General features: G+C 76.2%; 19 protein-coding genes and 1 pseudogene. 6 read left to right on the top strand and 14 right to left on the bottom strand.

Features of this window, described 5'->3' with window-relative positions; genetic code table 11:
- Window positions 1–81 precede the first annotated feature (81 nt).
- The 8 genes from ABTY20_RS31950 to ABTY20_RS31915 all read right to left on the bottom strand — a co-directional run bounded on the left by ABTY20_RS31950 (window position 82) and on the right by ABTY20_RS31915 (window position 6,625).
- Window positions 82–978, bottom strand: a complete 897-nt coding sequence (locus ABTY20_RS31950) for a glycosyltransferase family 2 protein (RefSeq protein WP_352000639.1) — start codon at window positions 976–978, stop codon at window positions 82–84.
- Window positions 975–1,850: a glycosyltransferase family 2 protein gene (locus ABTY20_RS31945; RefSeq protein WP_352000638.1), complete on the bottom strand. Its 876-nt coding sequence runs from the start codon at window positions 1,848–1,850 to the stop codon at window positions 975–977. The genes ABTY20_RS31950 and ABTY20_RS31945 overlap by 4 nt, the downstream gene beginning before the upstream one ends.
- Window positions 1,851–1,898: 48 nt before the next feature.
- The gene (locus ABTY20_RS31940; protein ID WP_352000637.1) at window positions 1,899–2,879 is read right to left on the bottom strand and encodes a glycosyltransferase family 9 protein; all 981 of its coding nucleotides are present in this window, start codon (window positions 2,877–2,879) and stop codon (window positions 1,899–1,901) included.
- A 66-nt stretch (window positions 2,880–2,945) separates the two neighbouring features.
- Window positions 2,946–3,896, bottom strand: a complete 951-nt coding sequence (locus ABTY20_RS31935; protein WP_352000636.1) for a glycosyltransferase — start codon at window positions 3,894–3,896, stop codon at window positions 2,946–2,948.
- Window positions 3,893–4,906 (bottom strand): glycosyltransferase family 9 protein, encoded by a 1,014-nt coding sequence (locus ABTY20_RS31930; RefSeq protein ID WP_352000635.1) that lies wholly within the window; start codon window positions 4,904–4,906, stop codon window positions 3,893–3,895. Before ABTY20_RS31930 ends, ABTY20_RS31935 begins: the two co-directional genes overlap by 4 nt.
- Entirely contained in the window at window positions 4,903–5,487 is a 585-nt protein-coding gene (locus tag ABTY20_RS31925) for a D-glycero-alpha-D-manno-heptose-1,7-bisphosphate 7-phosphatase (protein WP_352000634.1), read from the bottom strand. The genes ABTY20_RS31930 and ABTY20_RS31925 overlap by 4 nt, the downstream gene beginning before the upstream one ends.
- The gene (locus ABTY20_RS31920; RefSeq protein ID WP_352000633.1) at window positions 5,484–6,491 is read right to left on the bottom strand and encodes a glycosyltransferase family 2 protein; all 1,008 of its coding nucleotides are present in this window, start codon (window positions 6,489–6,491) and stop codon (window positions 5,484–5,486) included. The genes ABTY20_RS31925 and ABTY20_RS31920 overlap by 4 nt, the downstream gene beginning before the upstream one ends.
- Entirely contained in the window at window positions 6,488–6,625 is a 138-nt protein-coding gene (locus ABTY20_RS31915) for a hypothetical protein (protein WP_352000632.1), read from the bottom strand. Before ABTY20_RS31915 ends, ABTY20_RS31920 begins: the two co-directional genes overlap by 4 nt.
- 325 nt (window positions 6,626–6,950) lie before the next feature.
- On the opposite strand from ABTY20_RS31915, the gene ABTY20_RS31910 reads away from it, so the two are divergent.
- Together ABTY20_RS31910 and ABTY20_RS31905 are read left to right on the top strand one after the other, a co-directional pair.
- Window positions 6,951–7,727 (top strand): polysaccharide deacetylase family protein, encoded by a 777-nt coding sequence (locus ABTY20_RS31910; RefSeq protein ID WP_352000631.1) that lies wholly within the window; start codon window positions 6,951–6,953, stop codon window positions 7,725–7,727.
- 85 nt (window positions 7,728–7,812) lie between these two features.
- Window positions 7,813–8,253 carry an SRPBCC family protein gene (locus ABTY20_RS31905; protein ID WP_352000630.1) on the top strand — a complete coding sequence of 147 codons (441 nt, stop codon included), beginning with the start codon at window positions 7,813–7,815 and terminating at the stop codon, window positions 8,251–8,253.
- Here ABTY20_RS31905 and ABTY20_RS31900 read toward each other — a convergent pair.
- Window positions 8,253–8,414 (bottom strand): annotated as a pseudogene (locus ABTY20_RS31900) (XdhC family protein); the annotation flags it as partial. The gene ABTY20_RS31905 and the pseudogene ABTY20_RS31900 overlap by 1 nt on opposite strands.
- 58 nt (window positions 8,415–8,472) lie before the next feature.
- Window positions 8,473–8,616 (bottom strand): hypothetical protein, encoded by a 144-nt coding sequence (locus ABTY20_RS31895; protein WP_352000629.1) that lies wholly within the window; start codon window positions 8,614–8,616, stop codon window positions 8,473–8,475.
- A 209-nt stretch (window positions 8,617–8,825) separates the two neighbouring features.
- On the opposite strand from ABTY20_RS31895, the gene ABTY20_RS31890 reads away from it, so the two are divergent.
- The gene (locus ABTY20_RS31890; RefSeq protein WP_352000628.1) at window positions 8,826–10,514 is read left to right on the top strand and encodes a PucR family transcriptional regulator; all 1,689 of its coding nucleotides are present in this window, start codon (window positions 8,826–8,828) and stop codon (window positions 10,512–10,514) included.
- 160 nt (window positions 10,515–10,674) lie between these two features.
- On the top strand, window positions 10,675–11,442 hold the full coding sequence (locus tag ABTY20_RS31885; RefSeq protein ID WP_352000640.1) for a hypothetical protein: 768 nt from the start codon (window positions 10,675–10,677) through the stop codon (window positions 11,440–11,442).
- A 174-nt stretch (window positions 11,443–11,616) separates the two neighbouring features.
- On the opposite strand, the gene ABTY20_RS31880 is transcribed toward ABTY20_RS31885, so the two are convergent.
- Entirely contained in the window at window positions 11,617–12,474 is an 858-nt protein-coding gene (locus tag ABTY20_RS31880; protein WP_352000627.1) for a GntR family transcriptional regulator, read from the bottom strand.
- A 168-nt stretch (window positions 12,475–12,642) separates the two neighbouring features.
- Between ABTY20_RS31880 and ABTY20_RS31875 the strand changes: the two genes are divergently transcribed.
- Window positions 12,643–13,503, top strand: coding sequence for a (2Fe-2S)-binding protein (locus ABTY20_RS31875; RefSeq protein WP_352000626.1), 861 nt, complete (start codon window positions 12,643–12,645; stop codon window positions 13,501–13,503).
- A 303-nt stretch (window positions 13,504–13,806) separates the two neighbouring features.
- A complete protein-coding gene (locus ABTY20_RS31870) occupies window positions 13,807–14,847 on the top strand; it encodes a DUF2637 domain-containing protein (protein ID WP_352000625.1) in 1,041 nt (346 codons plus the stop codon).
- Between the two features lie 37 nt (window positions 14,848–14,884).
- On the opposite strand, the gene ABTY20_RS31865 is transcribed toward ABTY20_RS31870, so the two are convergent.
- The 3 genes from ABTY20_RS31865 to ABTY20_RS31855 form a co-directional block, all read right to left on the bottom strand.
- Complete coding sequence (locus ABTY20_RS31865; protein WP_352000624.1) at window positions 14,885–15,286, bottom strand: ATP-binding protein; 402 nt, start codon at window positions 15,284–15,286, stop codon at window positions 14,885–14,887.
- A gap of 149 nt (window positions 15,287–15,435) precedes the next feature.
- Window positions 15,436–17,178, bottom strand: a complete 1,743-nt coding sequence (locus ABTY20_RS31860; RefSeq protein WP_352000623.1) for a pyruvate dehydrogenase — start codon at window positions 17,176–17,178, stop codon at window positions 15,436–15,438.
- A 66-nt stretch (window positions 17,179–17,244) separates the two neighbouring features.
- Window positions 17,245–18,366 (bottom strand): protein phosphatase 2C domain-containing protein (locus ABTY20_RS31855; RefSeq protein ID WP_352000622.1); only part of this gene is annotated, 1,122 nt, incomplete at its 5' end.

The raw sequence follows: 18,366 nt of genomic DNA, 5'->3' as shown, positions 1-18,366 counted from the left end.
TGGCGGTGCTGAGTGACGGGGGCTCGCCCGCTCGCCGGGGCCGCCCGCCGGTGGTGGCGGGCGGCCCCGGTGCGCGCGGGTTCAGCCGGTGTAACGGCGGGCCGTGGAGGTGCGCTGGACGGGTTCCAGGAGACGGAGGCGGGACTCGACCTCGGCGGGCAGGACCCGGCGTTCGCGCAGGACCCAGGGCAGGGCGGCGGCCGCCTCGGCGAAGGCGCGCAGGGAGGCGGTGTCGCGGGGGACGGTGCGGGCCAGGTCCAGGGTGCGGCGCAGGGCGGGGCGGACCGGACGCCGCAGCCAGGTGAACCAGAGGGTGTTGCGGATGCCGTGCACCCGGCGCAGGGTGGCGTCGCGCGCGGCCGAGGCCTGGTGGTGGACCGTCAGGTGACCGGCGTAGGTGAGCCACCAGCCGTCGGCCGCCAGGTCGGCGGCGAGCAGCTCCTCCTCGCCGCCGAGCCACAGACGCGGGTGGAAGCCGCCCGCGGTGCGGAAGGCGTCGGTGCGCAGGACGGTCGCCGCGGCCAGGAAGGAGCCGAGGGCCGGGCCGGGCAGCCAGGGCGGGCCGGGGACGGGCGAGTCGCGCAGCTCGCGGACGATCGGGTCGTCGGTGCCGTCCGGCTCGACGATGATCCGCGCCGTGACCGAGCCGAGCGCGGGGTGCCGGTCGAGCAGGTCGGCGGCGCCGGCGAGGGAGCCGGGCGACCACCAGGAGTCGTCGTCGCAGAAGGCGACGTACGGGGTGCGGACGTGGCGCACGGCGAGGTTGCGGCCGACGGCGCCGAGGTTGCGGCCGGGACACAGCAGCCGGACCTCCGGGTGGTGGCGGGCGACGGCCTCCGCGGTGCCGTCGGCGGAGCCGTTGTCGGTGACGATCACCGGGGGCCGCTCGGGGAGTCCGGCGAGTTCGCCGAGGGTGCGCAGCAGTTCGGCGCGCCGGTTGTGGGTGATGACGACGACGGTCGTACGGGGGTCGGTCATCCGGTCGTCCCTTCCGGTTCCAGCAGGCGGGCGGCCCGCTCCACGTGCGGGGGCAGCGGCCTGCGCTCGCGCAGCGCCGCCGGCAGACGGGCGAGGGCCTCCCGCAGGGCGCGCCGGGCCTGGTCGTCGCCGCGCGCCTCGGCGGCGAGGGCCCCGGTGCGGGCGAGGGCGTACCCGACGGGGCGGCGCAGCCAGGCGGTCAGCAGCGCGTTGCGGCGCTGGACCGCCGGGCGGCCGGGGCGGGCCGCGGGGGCCGGGTGGTGGTGGGCGACGACGTCGGGGCAGTGGGTGACGCCCCAGCCGCGTGCGGCCAGGTCGTAGGCGAGCAGGGTCTCCTCGCCGCCGAAGAACAGCAGCCGGTGGAAGCCGCCGGCGTCGAGGAAGGCGCTGCGGCGGACGACGGCGCCGCAGGCGAGGAAGCCGAGCACCTGGGTGCCCGGGAGATCGGCGGCCCGGCCGAGGGGGGAGCCGGCGAGGAGGTCGTTGAGCGGATCGGGGTCGGCGGCCGGGCCGACGAGGGTGCGGCCGGCGATCAGACCGAGCCGGGGATGGGCGTCGAACAGCTCGGCCGCCCGGCCGAGGGCCCCGGGCGCCCACCAGGAGTCGTCGTCGCTGAACGCCACGTACGGGGTGTCGAGGGCGCGGGCCCCGTGGTTGCGGGCGAGGGCGCCGTGGTTGACGGGCAGCGCCAGCACCCGCACCCCGGGGAAGTCCCGGGCGACCATGGCGCGGGTGCCGTCGGTGGAGGCGTTGTCGGCGACGAGGATCTCGGGCCGCTCGGGCAGGCGGCGCAGCTGCCGGAGGGTGACGGCGAGCCGCTCGCGGCGGTCGCGGGTGGCGATGACGACGCCGAGCCGTGGGTGACCGGTCATGGTGCGTCCTCCCTTGCGCGGGCCGGCCCCGCGCCGGGGCCGGGGCGGTCACGAGGGGAGCCCCCTCTCCGGGGGCCGGCCGGCGGGCAGCCGGCCGAAGGCGTGCAGGACCTCCTCGGGGGTGATCCGCAGCAGGGCCGGGTCGGGGCGGCGGCCGTGGGGGTCGCCCTCCGGGCCGTGCCACAGGGCGATGTGGCGGGGGTGCGCGGGCGGGCCCCACCGGGTGGGCGGGACCGGGCCGAAGAGGGTGACGGTGGGGGTGGCGTGGGCGACCGCCAGGTGGGCGACGCCGGTGTCGCCGCTGACGACGGCGCGGGCGCCGGCGACGAGCGCGGAGAGCCGGTCGAAGGGCGGGCCGCCGGCGAGGACGTCGGCGTCGGGCAGCCGGGCCTGCTTGGCGAGCCGCGCCACCAGGTCGTCCTCGTCGGCTCCCCCGGTGACCACCACCCGCAGCCCGCGCTCGCGCAGGGCCACGGCGACGGCCGCGTACCGCTCCACGGGCCAGCACCGCGCGGGCGCTCCCGCGCCGGGGTGCAGGACGACGGCGCCGGGGGCCGGGGACGCGGCGGCCGGGCGGGGCAGCAGCAGGTCGGCGGGGTCGGCGCCGACGCCGTACCAGCGGAGCAGCCGGCACCAGCGGTCCCGTTCGTGTTCGTCCGCGTACCAGGGCGGGCCCTCGATCTCCGGGGTCGCGGGGTGCGCGAACGCCAGCAGCCGCGGGGGGCGCAGCCCCTGCAGGAGGCGGTGGCTGGGCGGGCCGTTGCCGTGCAGGTCCACGGCGAGGTCGGGGGGCGGGCCGGTCCAGTCGAGGGTGCGGGGCACGGCCCGGCCGGGCGCGGAGGCGGGCAGCACCCGGTCCACCGCTCCGGTGGCCCCGGCGACCGGGGTGAGTCCGGCGGGCGCCGCCAGCACGAGTTCGTGTCCGGGGAACCCCCGTCGCAGCGCCCGCAGCGCGGGGACCCCGGCGAGCAGGTCGCCGAGCCCGAGGGCGCGCAGCACCAGGAGCCGGGGGCGCGGGGCCGTGGACATCCGCTCCTCACCCGGCCCGGCCGGGCGCGGTGAGGGGGCCCGCGTGCCCGGACGCCGTGGCGGCCCTCACCAGGTCACCTCCTTCAGCAGCCGCTCCCAGTCGTCCAGGAAGCGGGACAGCCCGTAGCGGGCGAGCGCGGCGGCGCGTGCGCGTTCCCCGGCGCGGCGGGCGTGCGCGGGGTCGGCGACGAAGTCCCGTACGGCGTCGGTCAGCACGTCGACGCGGTTGGAGACCACACCGGCGCCGGGCGGTACGGCCTCGGTGACCTCGGTGGTGGCGAGGGCGACCACGGGCATGCCGAGGTGCATCGCCTCCAGCAGGGACAGGCCGAGGGAGGTCCAGCGCACGGGGTGGACGTAGACCCGGCGGCGGGCCAGCGCCCCGTGCAGTTCCGCCTGCGTCAGTTCGTGGGGGCGGCAGCGGTCGGGGGGCAGGCCCAGGTGGGCGGGGAGGTCCTCGGTCCGCATGCCGAAGACGTCGAGGGGGGCGACCTCGGCGAAGGCCGGCAGCAGGTCGGTGCCGGTGGTGCGGCCGCGCCGCACCGGCTCGTTGACGACGACGGCGGCGCGCGGGAGTTCGCCGGTCCACAGCGGTCCGGGGTCGACGATGCCGTGCTCGACGACGGTCGTGGGGATGCCCCGGTCGTCCCACATCAGGCGGTTGAAGTGGGTGACGTGGACGAGGGTGACGCCGGGGACGTCCGCGGCGGGGTGGCGGGTGTCGGGCACGTCGCCGTGCGGGGCGTTGTGCTCCAGGTAGACCAGGGGCGGACGGCGTCCCAGCCACCGGTCCACCAGGGCGAGTTCGTGGGGCCGTTGCAGGACGACGACGTCGATGTCCTCCTCCCGCAGGCGCTCCGGGGGCACCTCGACGACCGAGTCGGGCCAGTCGAAGGTGCGGGCGCGGCCGAGCCCGTCGGGTCCGCGGTCCGGGGTGACGGGGACGACGTAGGTGTGCGGGCCCCGCACGAAGGCCGTGGTCCACGACCCGTGCACGTGCCACAGCAGGATCCTCATGTCACCTCCATGAGCTCGTCCGGCTCCATGAGCTTGTCGACCGCCGCGACGACGTCGAGCGCGGTCACGGTGTCCAGACAGGGGTGGCCGGGTACGGGACAGCGCCGGGCGCGGGTCCCGGCGCACGGCGCGTCCTGGTCGCCGAGCAGCACGTACGGCACCCCGTACGGCCGCCAGCGCTCGGCGGGGACGACCGGCGCGAACAGGGACACCACCGGGGTGCCGACGGCGGCGGCGAGATGGGCGGGACCGGTGTTGCCGGTGACCACGCAGGCGGCCCCGGCGAGCACCCCGGCGAGTTCGGCGGCCCCGGTGCGGCCGCCGAGGTCGACGGCCCGGCCGTCGGCGACGTACGCGGTCAGGTCCCGCTCGCCGGCGCCGCCGGTGACGACCACCCGGTGTCCGGCGGCGGTGAGTCCGCGCACCGCCTGGGCGCAGCGGCGGGGGCTCCAGGCGCGGGCGGGGACGCTGGCGCCCGGGTGGACGACGACGTACTCCCCTTCCCCGAAGCCGGTCAGCGCCCCGGTCGCGGGCGGCGGGAGCACCCGCAGCCGTCCGTCGTCGACCCGGGGGAATCCGGCGGCCTCGGCGAGGTCCAGCGCGGCCTCGGCCTCGTGGGCGTGGGGGGCGCGGTGGTGGCGCACGTCCAGGAGGGAGCCGGGGTGGTCCTCGCTGTCGGCGGCGATGAGGCGGACGCCGGCCAGCCGCAGCAGCAGGGCGGTGGGCAGCGGGGACTGGTGGAAGGAGGTGAGGATCAGCGCGCTGTCGGCGTCGACGGCGTCGACCAGTGCGTCGATCTCCTCCCGGCTGACCTCGGGCGGCTCGAACCCGGTCCACGGCGAGTCCCAGACCAGCACCTCGTCCACGCCGGGCAGCAGTCGCGCGGCGGGCGCCCCGTGCGGCCCGCACAGCAGGGTCACGGTGTCGGCCCGGGCGGCCACGGCCCGCACGGCGGGCCCGGCGAGCAGTACGTCGCCGAAGCTGTCGAGCCGGGTGACGAGGGCTTTCACACGGACCTCCCCTGCGGCGGGCGCCCGGTGCCGTCGGCGTCCGCGTCCGGCCGGTCCCAGGGCGGGGCGGTGAGGAGCAGGCGCACGGCCGTCGCCAGGTCCGGGGCCACGTGCGGCGCGGCGGCCGTCTCCTCGGGGCGGGTCTGCGGCGTGGGGACGAGGACGGCGCGGGCGCCGGCCCGGCGGGCGGCCTCCACGTCGGCGCCGATGTCACCGATGACGACGCAGTCGGCCGGGTCCGCGCGGACCCGGCCGGCGGCCCGCAGGATCATGCCCGGCCGGGGTTTGCGGCAGGGGCAGCCGTCGTCGGGGCCGTGCGGGCACATGACCCAGACGTCGAAGGGGCCGAGGAGTTCGTCGACGCGGTGGTTGACGCGGCGGGCGTCGGCCTCGGTGAGCAGTCCGCGCGCGATGCCGGACTGGTTGGTGACGACGCCGGTGCGGATGCCGCGGGCACGGAGCGCGTCGAGCGCCTCGCGGGCGCCGGCGACGGGCCGCACCAGGCCGGGGTCGGCGTTGTAGGGGACGTCGTGGACCAGCGTGCCGTCGCGGTCGAACAGCACCGCCCGCACCGGGCTCACCGGGCCGCCTCCCGCCAGGCCGGGGCGTGGCGGTGGCGCCAGGCCCCGGCCAGCCGGTACCAGGTCGCGGCGGGCGGGATGACCACGCTGGTGGCCAGCACGGTCGCCACCTCGTCGCGGGTGCGCGGCCCGGGCACGATGCGGGCGTGGGCGAACTCGGCGGTCCCGGCGGCCCAGCCGAGCGCGCAGGCGGCGGCCGCCCGGCGGTGTCCGGCCGCGGCGAGGGCGCAGGCGGCTGCGCCGGCGGCGGTGATCGCGGCGTGCCGGCGGATCCGGCCGCGCGGCGCGACCGCCTTGTCCCACCAGTCGGGGCCGTGCAGCCGCCGCATCAGGGCGTCGTCGGCGTTGCGGCGCTGCTGTCCCACCGACGCCCAGCGGGAGGCGGGGTGCACCGGGTGCAGCGTGGTGCGGCGGCCCTTGCGGATGCGCCAGCCGGCGTCCAGGAGGCGCAGCGCGAGGTCGGCGTCCTCACGGAAGGCGCGGGGGAAGCGTTCGTCGAAGCCGCCGGCCTGCCGGAGGGCCTCGGTGCGGTAGGCCATGTCGGCGGCGATCCAGTGGGCCCGGGCGAGCCCGGCGGTGTCGCGCTCCCGGTCGGTGGGGCGGCGCCCGCCGGGCAGCGGCACGGTGATGACGCCCTGGACGCCGGCGGTGTCGGGGGTCGCCTCCCGGAGGTCCCGGACGAGCTGCGCGCACCAGTGCGGCCCCACCTGGACGTCGTCGTCGAGGAAGACCACCCAGGGCGCGGTGACGGCGCGCAGTCCGGCGTTGCGTGCGGCGGCGGGCCCCCGGCCGCCGCCGGTGGCGACGGTGGTGGTGCGTTCCCGCAGGTCGCCGAGGACGGCCAGGGCGTGGGCCGACGCGTCGGGTGCGGGATCGGGGTCGGGCCGGTCGTCGACGAGGACGATCTCGTCGGGGCGCGGCCCGTGCGCCGCTGCCAGCGCGGCGAGGCAGTCGGCGAGGCTGTCCCGCAGCAGGGTGGGGATCACGACGGCGTACGAGGTCATCCGGGCGGCCTCCCCCCACCCACCGCGTGGGGGCGGGCCGCGTGGGGGTCCCCCTCGGCCGCCGCCCCCGTCCGGCCGTGGGCGGCCGGGGCGACGGGGTCGTGGGACAGGGTGTCGCCGCCGAGGATGCGCATGGGGAGTCCGCTCCGTCCTGCGACATGTGAGTACTGCGGGGCTGCGGGTGCCGCACCCGCGGCTGTCTCAAACACATGGAGACAACTCGCACCGTTCCATCCCGGTATGAACCTGTATGAACCGAGATCGGGCACCGGGCAACCGCGCGGGCCTGAACGGGTGACGCGGAGGAGGGGCCGCGGGCCGCGGGGGCCGGTCGCCGCGGCCCCTCCCGCACCGGCGCGGACGCCCCCGTGACGACTCTCACACCCCCTCACCCGCCTGCGCGAGGGCGCGCAAAACGGACTATACATACCGCGTATAGACGATACGTACAGTCCCCCCATGCCTTCTCCGACCAGGAAGACGAAGAAAACGGGGACCACGTTCCGAGCGGTGGCGGTCACGGCGGCGGCCGCGGCTCTGACGCTGGCGCTGAGCGGCTGCACACGGCTGGAGACGACCTCCCCCAGCACCGTCCGCGCCACCGACGCCCAGGCCCGCTTCGGCACCGTCGACTGCCGCAGGGCCAGGTGCATCGCGCTCACCTTCGACGCGGGGCCGAGCGAGCACTCCGCGCGGCTGCTGGACATCCTGAAGGAGGAGCGGGTCCCGGCGACCTTCTTCCTGATGGGCAGGCGGCACATCGACCGGTACCCGGAGCTGGTCCGGCGGATGGCCGACGAGGGGCACGAGGTGGCGAACCACACCTGGACCCACCGCCGCCTGACGGAGCTGGAGCCGGACGGGATACGCGAGGAGCTCGAGCGCACCAACGCGGAGATAGCACGCCTCACCGGCCGCCGCCCCACCCTGATGCGGCCGCCGCAGGGCCGCACCGACGACACCGTGCACCGGATCAGCCGGGAGCTGGGCCTCTCGGAGGTCCTGTGGAGCGTGACCGCGAAGGACTACACGACGACCGACTCCGACCTCATCACCCGTCGCGTCCTGGACCGGTCCTCGCGCGACGGCATCATCCTCCTCCACGACCTCTACGACGGCACGGTGCCGGCCGTCCCCGGCGTCATCGCCGAGCTGAGGAAGCGGGGCTACGCGTTCGTGACGGTTCCCCAGCTGCTCGCCCCGGGGAAGGCGGAGCCCGGGGCGGTGTACCGGTAGTACCGGCGCCGCCCGGGACCCGGCCGGACGGGTGACCCGTGCCCGGACGTGCCGACGGGCCGGGCGGGTTTCCTAGGATTCACCCGTGGCCACCTTCCAGCTCCAGCGCACGGCGCCCCTCTCCCCCGACGAGGCCTGGCGCCGGCTCACGACGTGGCCCCGCCACGGGGAGGCGGTCCCGCTGACCCGGATGACGGTGCGCACGCCCCCGCCCACCGGCGCGGGCACGAGGATCGTCGCCCGCACGGGCCTGGGCCCGCTCTCCTTCGACGACCCGATGGACGTGACGGTGTGGCGGCCCCCGCAGGACGGCTCCCCGGGGTACTGCCGGCTGGAGAAGCGCGGCCGGGTCGTCACCGGCTGGGCGGAGATCGAGGTGGGGCCGGGGCCGGGCGGCCGGGCGCGGGTGACCTGGCGGGAGGAGATCGGCGTCCGCTTCCTGCCCTCCTTCTGCGACGTGCTCCTGGCAGGGGCGGGACGCCGGGTGTTCGGGCGGGCGGTGAACCGGCTGCTGCGCCGGGCGTGACCGCCCGGGGCGCTCAGGCCGCCGGCCGTCCCCGCGGCGTCGACCGCGAGCGCGGCGCCGGGTCCGCGGGGCGCGCCGCCGCCGACCGCGACCACGGTGGCGACCGCGGAGTCACGGCCCTGTCCGACCCACCGGTCCAGCTCCTCGGCGATGTCCGGCATGTCCCGGCCCCCTCGGCCGCGGTGGCGCCGCCGCACGGGCGCCGGACGGCACAGGGGGTCACGGGGTCCCGGTGAGGTGTTCCGGGCGCACCGGGGCCCTGGTGAGTTCCGGGCCCGTCGCGTCGCGGACGGCCGCGAGGACCGCCGCGGTCCGCCCGGAGCGGGCCCGGTACACCGCCGCCCGCCCCGCGGGGTCGGTCACGGAAGCCATGAAGGAGTTGGCTGGCCAGCAAAGTCATCTTGTAGATTCGTATGAACGAAAGTCATCCCTTCCCTCCCCCCTTCCCCCGGGAACGGGGGAGACGGTCCAGGACACGGCCGACATCAGTGATCAGCCACCCGACGGGCCCCCACCGGGAGATCCCTCCCGGTCCATCGCAGGGATCGGGACAAGAAACGACGGAGACGAGAATGCGGCTGCGCGCACTGCTGGACACCGACGCGCTGGGCCTGGAGCTGCTCTGCGGCGAGGACGAGCTGGACCGCGGTGTGCGCGGGGTGATGACCACCGACCTGAGGGACCCCAGCCGCTATCTCGCCGGCGGGGAGCTGGTGCTCACGGGCCTGGCCTGGCGCCGGGACGCGGCGGACTCCGAGCCGTTCGTACGGATCCTGGCGCAGGCCGGGGTGGCCGCCGTCGCGGCCGGTACGGCGGAGCTGGGCGCCGTGCCGGAGGACCTGGTCGCGGCCTGCGCGCGGTACCGGCTGCCGTTGTTCGCGGTGCACGAGTCGGTGGCCTTCGCGACCGTCACCGAGCACGTCGTGCGGCAGGTGTCCGGCGAACGCGCCGGGGACCTGGCGGCCGTGGTGGACCGGCACCGGCGGATGATGACCTCCGGTCCGGCGGGCGGCGGCCCCGACGTCGTGCTGGACCTGCTCGGTTCCGACCTGGACCTGCGGGCCTGGCTGCTGTCGCCCACCGGCCGGCTGATCGCGGGCTCGAAGGCCGCCGGGGCACGGGGCGCGGAACCGGCGCCGCCCGCCGAGGTGTGCGCCCGGCTCGCCGCGGAGCAGCTGGCGGCCGCCCGCACCGGACGGCGCGGCCCGCACCGGGTCACGCTGGGCCGGACGACGTACAGCCTCTTCCCGGTGCGCGGCGGCGGACGTTCCGCGCCGGCGCCGCGCGACGTGCGCGAGACCGTGCTGTCGGACTGGGTGCTGGCGGTCGAGGCGGACGCCGGGGACTGGACCGAGGAGCGGCTGGACCTGCTGCACGGCGTCACCCAGCTGATCGCCGTCGAGCGGGACCGCAGGGACGCGGCGCGCACGGTGCGGCGCCGGCTCGCGCAGGAGGTGCTGGAACTGGTGCAGACGGGCGCCGCGCCCGCCGAGATCGCGGCGCGGCTGCGGGTGGCCGCGCCGGTGCTGCTGCCCGGCCTCGGGAGCGCGCCGCACTGGCAGGTCGTGGTGGCCCGCGTCGACTGGGACGGCGGGGAGGTCGACGGCGGGCCGGTCGCCCAGGCGCTGCTGGAGGAGATCCTGGTCGACCCGGCGTCGACGGGAGCCGGGTACCCCGACCGGATCGCGGTGGCCCACACCGGCGACGAGGCGATCGCCCTCGTGCCGCTGCCCGCGGTGGGCGACGACCACGACGGCTCCGCCACCGGGATCCTCGCCGACGCGCTCGGGGAAGCCGTGCGCGACCCGCTCGCGGCCGGTCTCCGCGACGACGGCCGGCTCACCCTCGGCGTCTCCGCCGCCGTGCACTCGGCGGAGGGGCTGCACGGGGCGCTGGAGGAGGCGCGGCACGCCCGGCGCGTGGCCGCGGCCCGGCAGGGCCGGGTCTGCGCGGCCGGCCACCAGGAGCTGGCCTCGCACGTCCTGCTGCTGCCCTTCGTCCCCGACGACGTACGACGGGCCTTCACCGCCCGGCTGCTCGACCCGCTGCGGGACTACGACCGCCGGCACCGCGCCGAGCTGATCCCCACCCTGGAGGCGTTCCTCGACTGCGACGGCTCCTGGACCCGCTGCGCGTCCCGTCTCCACCTGCACGTCAACACGCTGCGCTACCGCGTCGGCCGCATCGAGCAGCTGACGGGCCGTGACCTGTCCCGTCTGGAGGACAAGCTGGACTTCTTCCTGGCGCTGCGGATGAGCTGATCCCGCCGGGACACGGACCCGCGAGCGGGGCCCGTGATCCGGGACTTTGTGAAATCCTTCACCCACCCTCTTGGCCGGGCCCCGTGGTTCGTGCTGAGATGCGGCCACCACTCAACAGCTCGATGGCGTGCTCGGGGAGGGCAACGTGGCGCATACCGCCATGTCCGGTGACGGAACGACCGCCGATGACGATCCCCTCCAGACGGCGGTGTGGCGGCTGCGTTCCCGTGCCTGCTGGGCCGACGCGGCCGCCCTGCTCGAACCGGCGGGCCCGGAGGCCGCGTTGCAGCGGGCGGCCCTGCTGGTGGAACGGTGCGTGTACACCGAGGCGGGATGGGAGGAGGCCGAGGACGCGCTGCGCGCGGCGGAGGCGGCGGCCCGCTCCGACGACGAGCGGGGGGCCGCCGCTTGTGAACGCGGGTACCTGGCCTACGCCGCCACGCTGTTCCAGGTCCGCGACCGCGCCGACGAGGCGCGGGCCGCGTTCGGCCGGGCGGCGGCGCTGATCGCCCCGGGAGCGGCGGGACGGGCCCTGCTGGACTTCCGGCGCGGGCTGATCGCGGAGAACCTCACCCGGTCGCCGCAGGCGGCACGGGCGGCGTACCGACGCGCCCACGCGGGCGCCACCGCGCACGCCGACCCGCTGCTGCTCTCGGCCACCTGGCGCCACCTGGCCGGACTCGCCCTGCGCGAGGGCGAGTTGGCGGAGGCCCGGCGCGGCTTCGCCGAGTCCCTGCGGATCCGCGAGGAGTTGGGCTACCTCGTCGGCACGGCCCCGGCCCTGGTCTCCCTCGCCGACACGGAGACGGAGCCGGAGGCCTCCCGCCTCCGCGAGGAGGCCCGCCGTCTCTTCCGCCTCCTGGGCGGCGTCCCCACCTGGCTGGCCCGCCAGCTGGCCCCACCGGCACCGGGACCGGTCACGGCCTGACCGGCACCCGGGGGCGGGGCCCCACCCGCCGGCCCGTCCGGCGTTCGGGGACGAGGCCCGTCCGGGGCCGAAAGGGAGGTCCGGGGGCGCAGCCCCCGGGCCGGGAAGGGAAGGGGCGGCGGGAGCGGACCGCCCCCGCAGCCGCCGCACCCGCCCCCTCGGACCGCCCCGCCCTCAGACCGCCCCGTTGAAGTGCTCCCCCACCAGCGACCGCACCACGTCCAGATCCCCCGCGATCAACGCGTCCAGCAGCGCCGTGTGCTCATGGGCGTCGGCCACCAGCTCCGCCCGCCCCCGCACACCGGGAACGCTCCCGACCAGCGGCCACTGCGCCCGCCGGTGCAGATCCTCCGCGATCCGCACCAGCTGCTCGTTGCCGGCGAGCGCGAGCACCGCCCGGTGGAAGGCCCGGTCCGCCTCCGCGTACGTCGCCCGGCTCCCGGAGGACGCCGCACGCACCGTCGCCTCGGCGAGCGGCCGCAGCTCCGCCCAGCGCTCCGCCGGCACGGACCGCGCCAGCCGCATCATCACCGGGACCTCGACCAGCGCCCGGACCTCGGCGAGCTCGGCCAGCTCCCGCGCGCCCCGCTCGACGACCCGGAACCCCCGGTTCGGCACGACCTCGACCGCACCCTCCAGCGCGAGCTGCTGCATGGCCTCCCGGACGGGCGTGGCGGAGACCCCGAACCGCTCCGCCAGCGCGGGGGCCGAGTACACCCCGCCGGGCCGCAGGTCACCCGTCACCAGCGCGGTGCGCAGGGCGTCGAGGACCTGCCCGCGCACGGAGGACCGCTGAACGGCGGGCCGGGGCCGCGGAAGGGCGGGTTCACCGTGCGCGTGCTCACCGTGGGTGTGCTCACCGCGCGCGGCGCCGCTCCCGGCGCGGTCCGGCCGGTCGCACCGGTCGCCCCGGCCGCACTCCCGTCCGGCGTCCTGGGCCGCCGGCTGGGCGGGCACCCGAAGACGCCCCACGGGGGCCGGGCCGGTCACCGCGGCCCCCGTCCCGGCGGAGCCCCGCGTGTCCTGCTTCACAAGGCCCTCCTGCGGACGTTTCGGTACTTGGGGTCATTACGGCGGGTTGTCACCTGTCCGTCAAGCACCCTAAACGCACCGGGGGCGCCGGTTCACATCCTTCCGTTCTTGGGTAAGGTGAGGCTTACCTTTATTGCCCTGCTCTTCGAGACGTGAAGGGGTGGTCCCATGCCCGCGCCCGGTTCGGCCGTCGCGGACGCGTACGCCCGTCTGGCGGAGGCCTTCCCCGCCCTGGCCGTCACCGAACTCGGCGCCGGCGAGACGGCGCCCCGGGGCGGCGGCTGGGTCTCCGCGTCGGAGCTCGCCGAGGGCGGGGCCGAGCTGGAGCGGTTCCTCGCCTGGGACGACACCCAGGTGCGGCGGGACTACGGGCAGCAGGGCCGGCCGGACGTGATCGCCAGCTTCGGCCTGCACCGCTACGCCTGGCCCGCCTGCCTGCTGATCACCGTGCCGTGGTTCCTGCACCGCCGGGTGCCGCGCTACCCCGTGACGCACGTCTCGTTCGACCGCACCGCCGCCGGCCTCGCCGTGGGCCGCATGGCCGTGCGGCCCGACGGCTTCGCCTGCCTGCCCGGCGACCCCGCCGCCGCGCTGCCCGGCGCCCGGGTGGTGCCCGACGAGGAGGCCCTGCGGGCGGAGGTGCGCGCGGCGGTCGCCCAGCACCTCGAACCCGTGCTGACCGGCTTCGGCCCCCGGATGCGGCGTCGCGGCCGGGCCCTGTGGGGCATGGCGACCGACGAGATCGTCGAGAGCCTGCGGTACGTCTCCCAGCTGCTCGGCGAGGAGGAGCGCGGGCTGCGGGAGCTGGAGCTGCTGCTGCCGGGCGCGACCCGGCCGTACGTGGGCGCGGCGGCCTTCCGCCGGCCGACCGGCCCCGACGGACGGCCGGAGCCGGCCACCCGGGACCGGGTCAGCTGCTGCATGTTCTACACCCTGCGCCCCGCGGACATCTGCGCCACCTGCCCGCGCACCTGTGCCACCGAACGGACCGCCGGGCGGGCCACCGCCGTGGCCGCGCTGGCGGGTTGACCCGGCGCCGGACACCGGCGCCGCCGGCCGGGACGTAGAGACCACCCGGCCGGTGCGCCGCGGGGGCCACAGGGGGCTCACGCCTCCCCCGCCCGCCGCGGGGACCTTCCGCGGAACCACACTCACCGGCAGCCTCATTCGAACTCAACTCCCCTTTTGCACACGCGGGTTCGAGCAGAACTCCGTCCCGCGCACCCCCTCGCACCCCCTTGGCGTCCTCTTGCCCCGAAACCCCTTGAGGGCCACTGGGATTGGGCCACTATGGCGGGCGTCACGCCCCATCCCCATGCAAGGGACCCCCAGATGAGACTGACCGACATATCGCTGAACTGGCTGCTTCCGGGCCTGGTACTGCTCCTGGGCATGCTGACGGCGGTGGCGGTGCTGGCGCGCGGGAAGCGCTCCCCGGTCAAGAACGCGGGCGCGGACGACTCGTGGGAACGCAGCGAGGAACGCCGCAGGCGCAAGGAGGCCGTCTACGGCACCGTCTCCTACGTCCTGCTGTTCTGCTGTGCGGCGGTGGCCGCCGCACTCTCCTTCCACGGGCTGGTCGGCTTCGGCGAGCAGAACCTCGGCCTCTCCGACGGCTGGCAGTACCTCGTCCCCTTCGGCCTGGACGGCGCGGCGATGTTCTGCTCGGTGCTCGCGGTGCGCGAGGCGAGCCACGGCGACGCGGCCCTCGGCTCGCGGATACTCGTGTGGACGTTCGCCTTCGCCGCGGCCTGGTTCAACTGGGTGCACGCCCCCCGGGGCGTCGGGCACGCGGGGGCCCCGCACTTCTTCGCGGGCATGTCCCTGTCCGCGGCGGTCCTGTTCGACCGCGCGCTGAAGCAGACCCGCCGGGCCGCCCTGCGCGAACAGGGTCTGGTGCCCCGCCCGTTGCCGCAGATCCGTATCGTCCGCTGGCTGCGCGCCCCGCGGGAGACCTACGGCGCCTGGTCGCTGATGCTGCTGGAGGGCGTGCGCAGTCTCGACGAGGCGGTCGAGGAGGTGCGCGAGGACAGGATCCGCAAGGACGAGGCGAAGCGGCGCAGGCGGGACCAGCGGCGCGTGGAGCGGGCCCGGCTGAAGGCGATCAGCCGTGGCCACCGCGGTTTCGCGGGCCGGGGCGGACGCGAACTGGAGGCGCCCGCGGTGGAACGCGACTCCGCGACGGTCTCAGCGGAGCCCGCCATACCGGCGCCGGAGGCCCTGTCCGTCCGCGCGCGTCCCTCCCTGCAGCCGGTGCGCGCCGGCGCCGACCCGAAGACCGTCGACCTCACCGCCGAGGACGACACCCAGGCCCTGCCGCGCCTGGACTCCCTGGAGCGCAAGCTCAAGGACCTGGAGCAGCAGTTCGGCTGACGCACGACGGCGGTCCGGGGGGTGCGGCCGGAGCCCCTCAGGCCGCGTCCGCGCCGAGTTCGAACCAGACGGACTTGCCCACCCGGTGCTTCCTGACGCCCCATCCGTCGGCGAGGGACTCGACCAGCACCAGGCCCCTTCCGTGCGTGCCGTCGTCCACGCTCGGCCTCCGCGGCCGGGGCTCCCGGTCCACGAAGTCCCGCACCTCCACCCGCAGTCCACGGGGTCCGACGGTGGCCGTCAGGACCGCTTCGTCGCCGGTGTGGACGAGCGCGTTGGTGACGAGCTCGCTGGTGAGCAGTTCCGCGACCTCGGAGCGCTCCGGTGTCCCCCAGTGCCTGAGCAGTTCCCGCAGCGCCCGGCGGGACTCGGGCACCGCCCGCAGGTCCGCCCGCCCCAGTGTGCGCCTCAGCCGATCCGCCGAAGCCTGACCCTTCATGACCCCCGCCCGCGTGCCGATGTCGATTCCCCCGTCGCTCGAACACCTTCACGGGAATCCTTGCCCGGACATCCGTGCGCCAGTCGTGCCGGGCGGTCACGAACCGTAGTTGGCCGAAGTGCGACGGTCACGCGAGCGGGCGGGCCGCGTCACGGCCGGGGCACGTTGCGCAGGTTGGACCGGGCCATCTGCACCATCCGGCCGACTCCGCCGTCCAGCACGATCTTGGAGGCGGACAGGGCGAATCCGGTCACCATCTCCCTGCTGATCTTCGGCGGGATGGAGAGCGCGTTGGGGTCGGTGACGACGTCGACGAGGGCCGGACCCTTGTGCTTGAACGCGGACTTCAGCGCCCCGGCCAGGTCCTTCGGCTTCTCCACCCGCACCCCGTACGCGCCGCACGCCCGGGCGACGGCGGCGAAGTCGGGGTTCTTCATGGCGGTGCCGTGCGAGGGCAGCCCCGCGACCAGCATCTCCAGCTCGACCATGCTCAGCGAGGAGTTGTTGAACAGGACCACCTTCACCGGCAGGTCGTACTGCACCAGGGTGAGGAAGTCCCCCATCATCATGGTGAACCCGCCGTCGCCGGACATCGACACGACCTGCCGGCCGCGGTCGGTGAACTGCGCCCCGATCGCCATCGGCACCGCGTTCGCCATCGAGCCGTGGGTGAACGAACCGATGATCCGGCGGCGGCCGTTGGGCGAGATGTAGCGGGCGGCCCAGACGTTGCACATCCCGGTGTCGACGGTGAACACGGCGTCGTCGTCGGCGATCTCGTCCAGGACGGCGGCCGCGTACTCGGGGTGGATCGGCACGTGCTTGTCCACCTTGCGGGTGTACGCCTTCACCACCCCCTCCAGCGCGTCCGCGTGCTTCTTCAGCATCCGGTCGAGGAACTTCCGGTTCTCCTTGGTGCGGACCCGCGGCGTCAGACAGCGCAGGGTCTCCTTCACGTCGCCCCACACCGCGAGGTCCAGCGTGGAGCGCCGGCCGAGGTTCTCGGGCCGCACGTCGACCTGGACGATCTTCACGTCGTCGGGGAGGAAGGCGTTGTACGGGAAGTCGGTGCCGAGCAGGATCAGCAGGTCGCACTCGTGGGTGGCCTCGTAGGCGGCGCCGTAGCCGAGCAGTCCGCTCATGCCGACGTCGTACGGGTTGTCGTACTGGATCCACTCCTTGCCGCGCAGGGCGTGTCCCACCGGCGACTTGATCTTCTGGGCGAACTCCATGACCTCGGCGTGCGCGCCCTTGGTGCCCGCGCCGCAGAAGAGGGTGACCTTCTCCGCCCCGTCGATCATGTCGACGAGCCGGTCGATCTCGGCGTCGCCGGGGCGGACCGTGGGCCGGGAGGTGACGAGGGCGGTCTCGAGGGGCTTCTCGGGGGCGGCGTGGTCGGCGATATCACCCGGGAGGGTGACGACGCTGACGCCCGAGCGGCCGACGGCGTGCTGGACGGCCGTCTGCAGCAGCCGGGGCATCTGCTGCGGGCTGGAGATCATCTCGCTGTAGTGGCTGCACTCGCGGAACAGCTGCTCGGGGTGGGTCTCCTGGAAGTAGCCGAGGCCGATCTCGCTGGACGGGATGTGGGAGGCGAGGGCGAGCACCGGGGCCATGGAACGGTGGGCGTCGTACAGGCCGTTGATGAGGTGGAGGTTGCCGGGCCCGCAGGAGCCGGCGCAGGCGCCCAGCCTGCCGGTGATCTGGGCCTCGGCGCCGGCGGCGAAGGCGGCGGTCTCCTCGTGCCGGACGTGGATCCAGTCGATGGCGGAGTTGCGGCGCACGGCGTCCACGATGGGGTTGAGGCTGTCTCCGACGACGCCGTAGAGGCGCTTGACCCCGGCCCGGGTGAGGATGTCGACGAACTGTTCCGCGATGTTCTGTTTGGCCATGGCTTCCGTCTGCCCCTCGGGTGTCGAAGATGCCTGACGGCTTCCATGAATTCACACGGCGCGCGCTCACGCCTCCCAGACGGCGACGGCCGTACGGTCGTCGGCGTACCCCTTGACCCGCACCTGGGTGTCGGCGAGGAACGCGGCGAGGCCGGGCGGTTCGGGACGGGACCACCGGTCGGCCAGATGGGCCCGGAGCTCCCGCTCGCCGCGCAGGGGACCGGCGAGGCCGGCGCCGCACATCAGCAGGGTGTCCCCCGGGCGGGCCAGGGAGGTGCGGAAGCGGAAGGGCTCGCGGGGCGGTGCGGGGGCGGGCTCGTACGGGCTCGGGGGCGTGGGGACGCCCAGGTCCGTGGTGAGCCGGTCGCCCCCGGGGGTCCCGGAGGGCGGCGAGCCGAAGCCGACCACGGGTCCGCCCCTGGCCTCGGTGACCTCGGGCTCGATGTCCCGCCACGCGCCGTCCCGCAGCCGGAACAGCCCGCCGGGGCCGACGCCGAAGAAGACCCGGGTGCGGCACTCGGGGTCGGCGGGCAGCAGGAGGCAGCGCAGGACGGCCGGGTGGGCGGCGGGTTCGAGGCCCTGTCCGGAGGCGCCGGCGCGGAGTCTGCCGAGGCTGCGGTCGGTGAGGCGGTGCAGGCCGGACTTGAGGTCGCCGCGCCGGGCGGCCCTGATGTCGTCGACGAGGCGGGCGTGGCTGCGGCCCACCGCCGCGCCGATCCACCGGCAGGCCTCGGCGGCGGCCCGGTGGGCGTCGGGTGCGGAGCGCGCGCCGGTCGCCAGCGCCACGAGGACCAGGGCCCGCTCCCCGGTCCCGAACCGGGCGGTCAGCAGCGCGTCGCGGCGGGGTTCGCCCCGGTAGCGCGCGGAGTCCCCGCGCACGGAGGCCGCGCGCAGGGTGCAGGATCCGTAGCGGGCGCCGTCCAGGACGGTGTCCGGGACCAGGCCGTCCAGCTCGTCGGGGTCGGCCTGCGGGAGGGCGGTGGGCTCGGCCTCGTAGGTGGGCGGCCGGGACCCCACGTGGGCGCGGGACGGGGGCGGGCCCGCGGGCGGTTCGAGGCGGGAGGACCGGGGAGCGGGGCCGTCCGCGGGCTCCGGGGCCGGCGGGGCCGTGGGGGGCGGGGGCGCGGTGGCGGGGGTCCAGGAGCCGTGGGCGGTACCGGGGGTGGGGGCGGCCGGGGGCGACGGCCG

Origin of the sequence: Streptomyces sp. NPDC126497 (assembly GCF_040302425.1) — a bacterium.
Lineage (GTDB): Bacteria > Actinomycetota > Actinomycetes > Streptomycetales > Streptomycetaceae > Streptomyces.
This window is presented reverse-complemented; position numbering and strand designations above follow the sequence as displayed.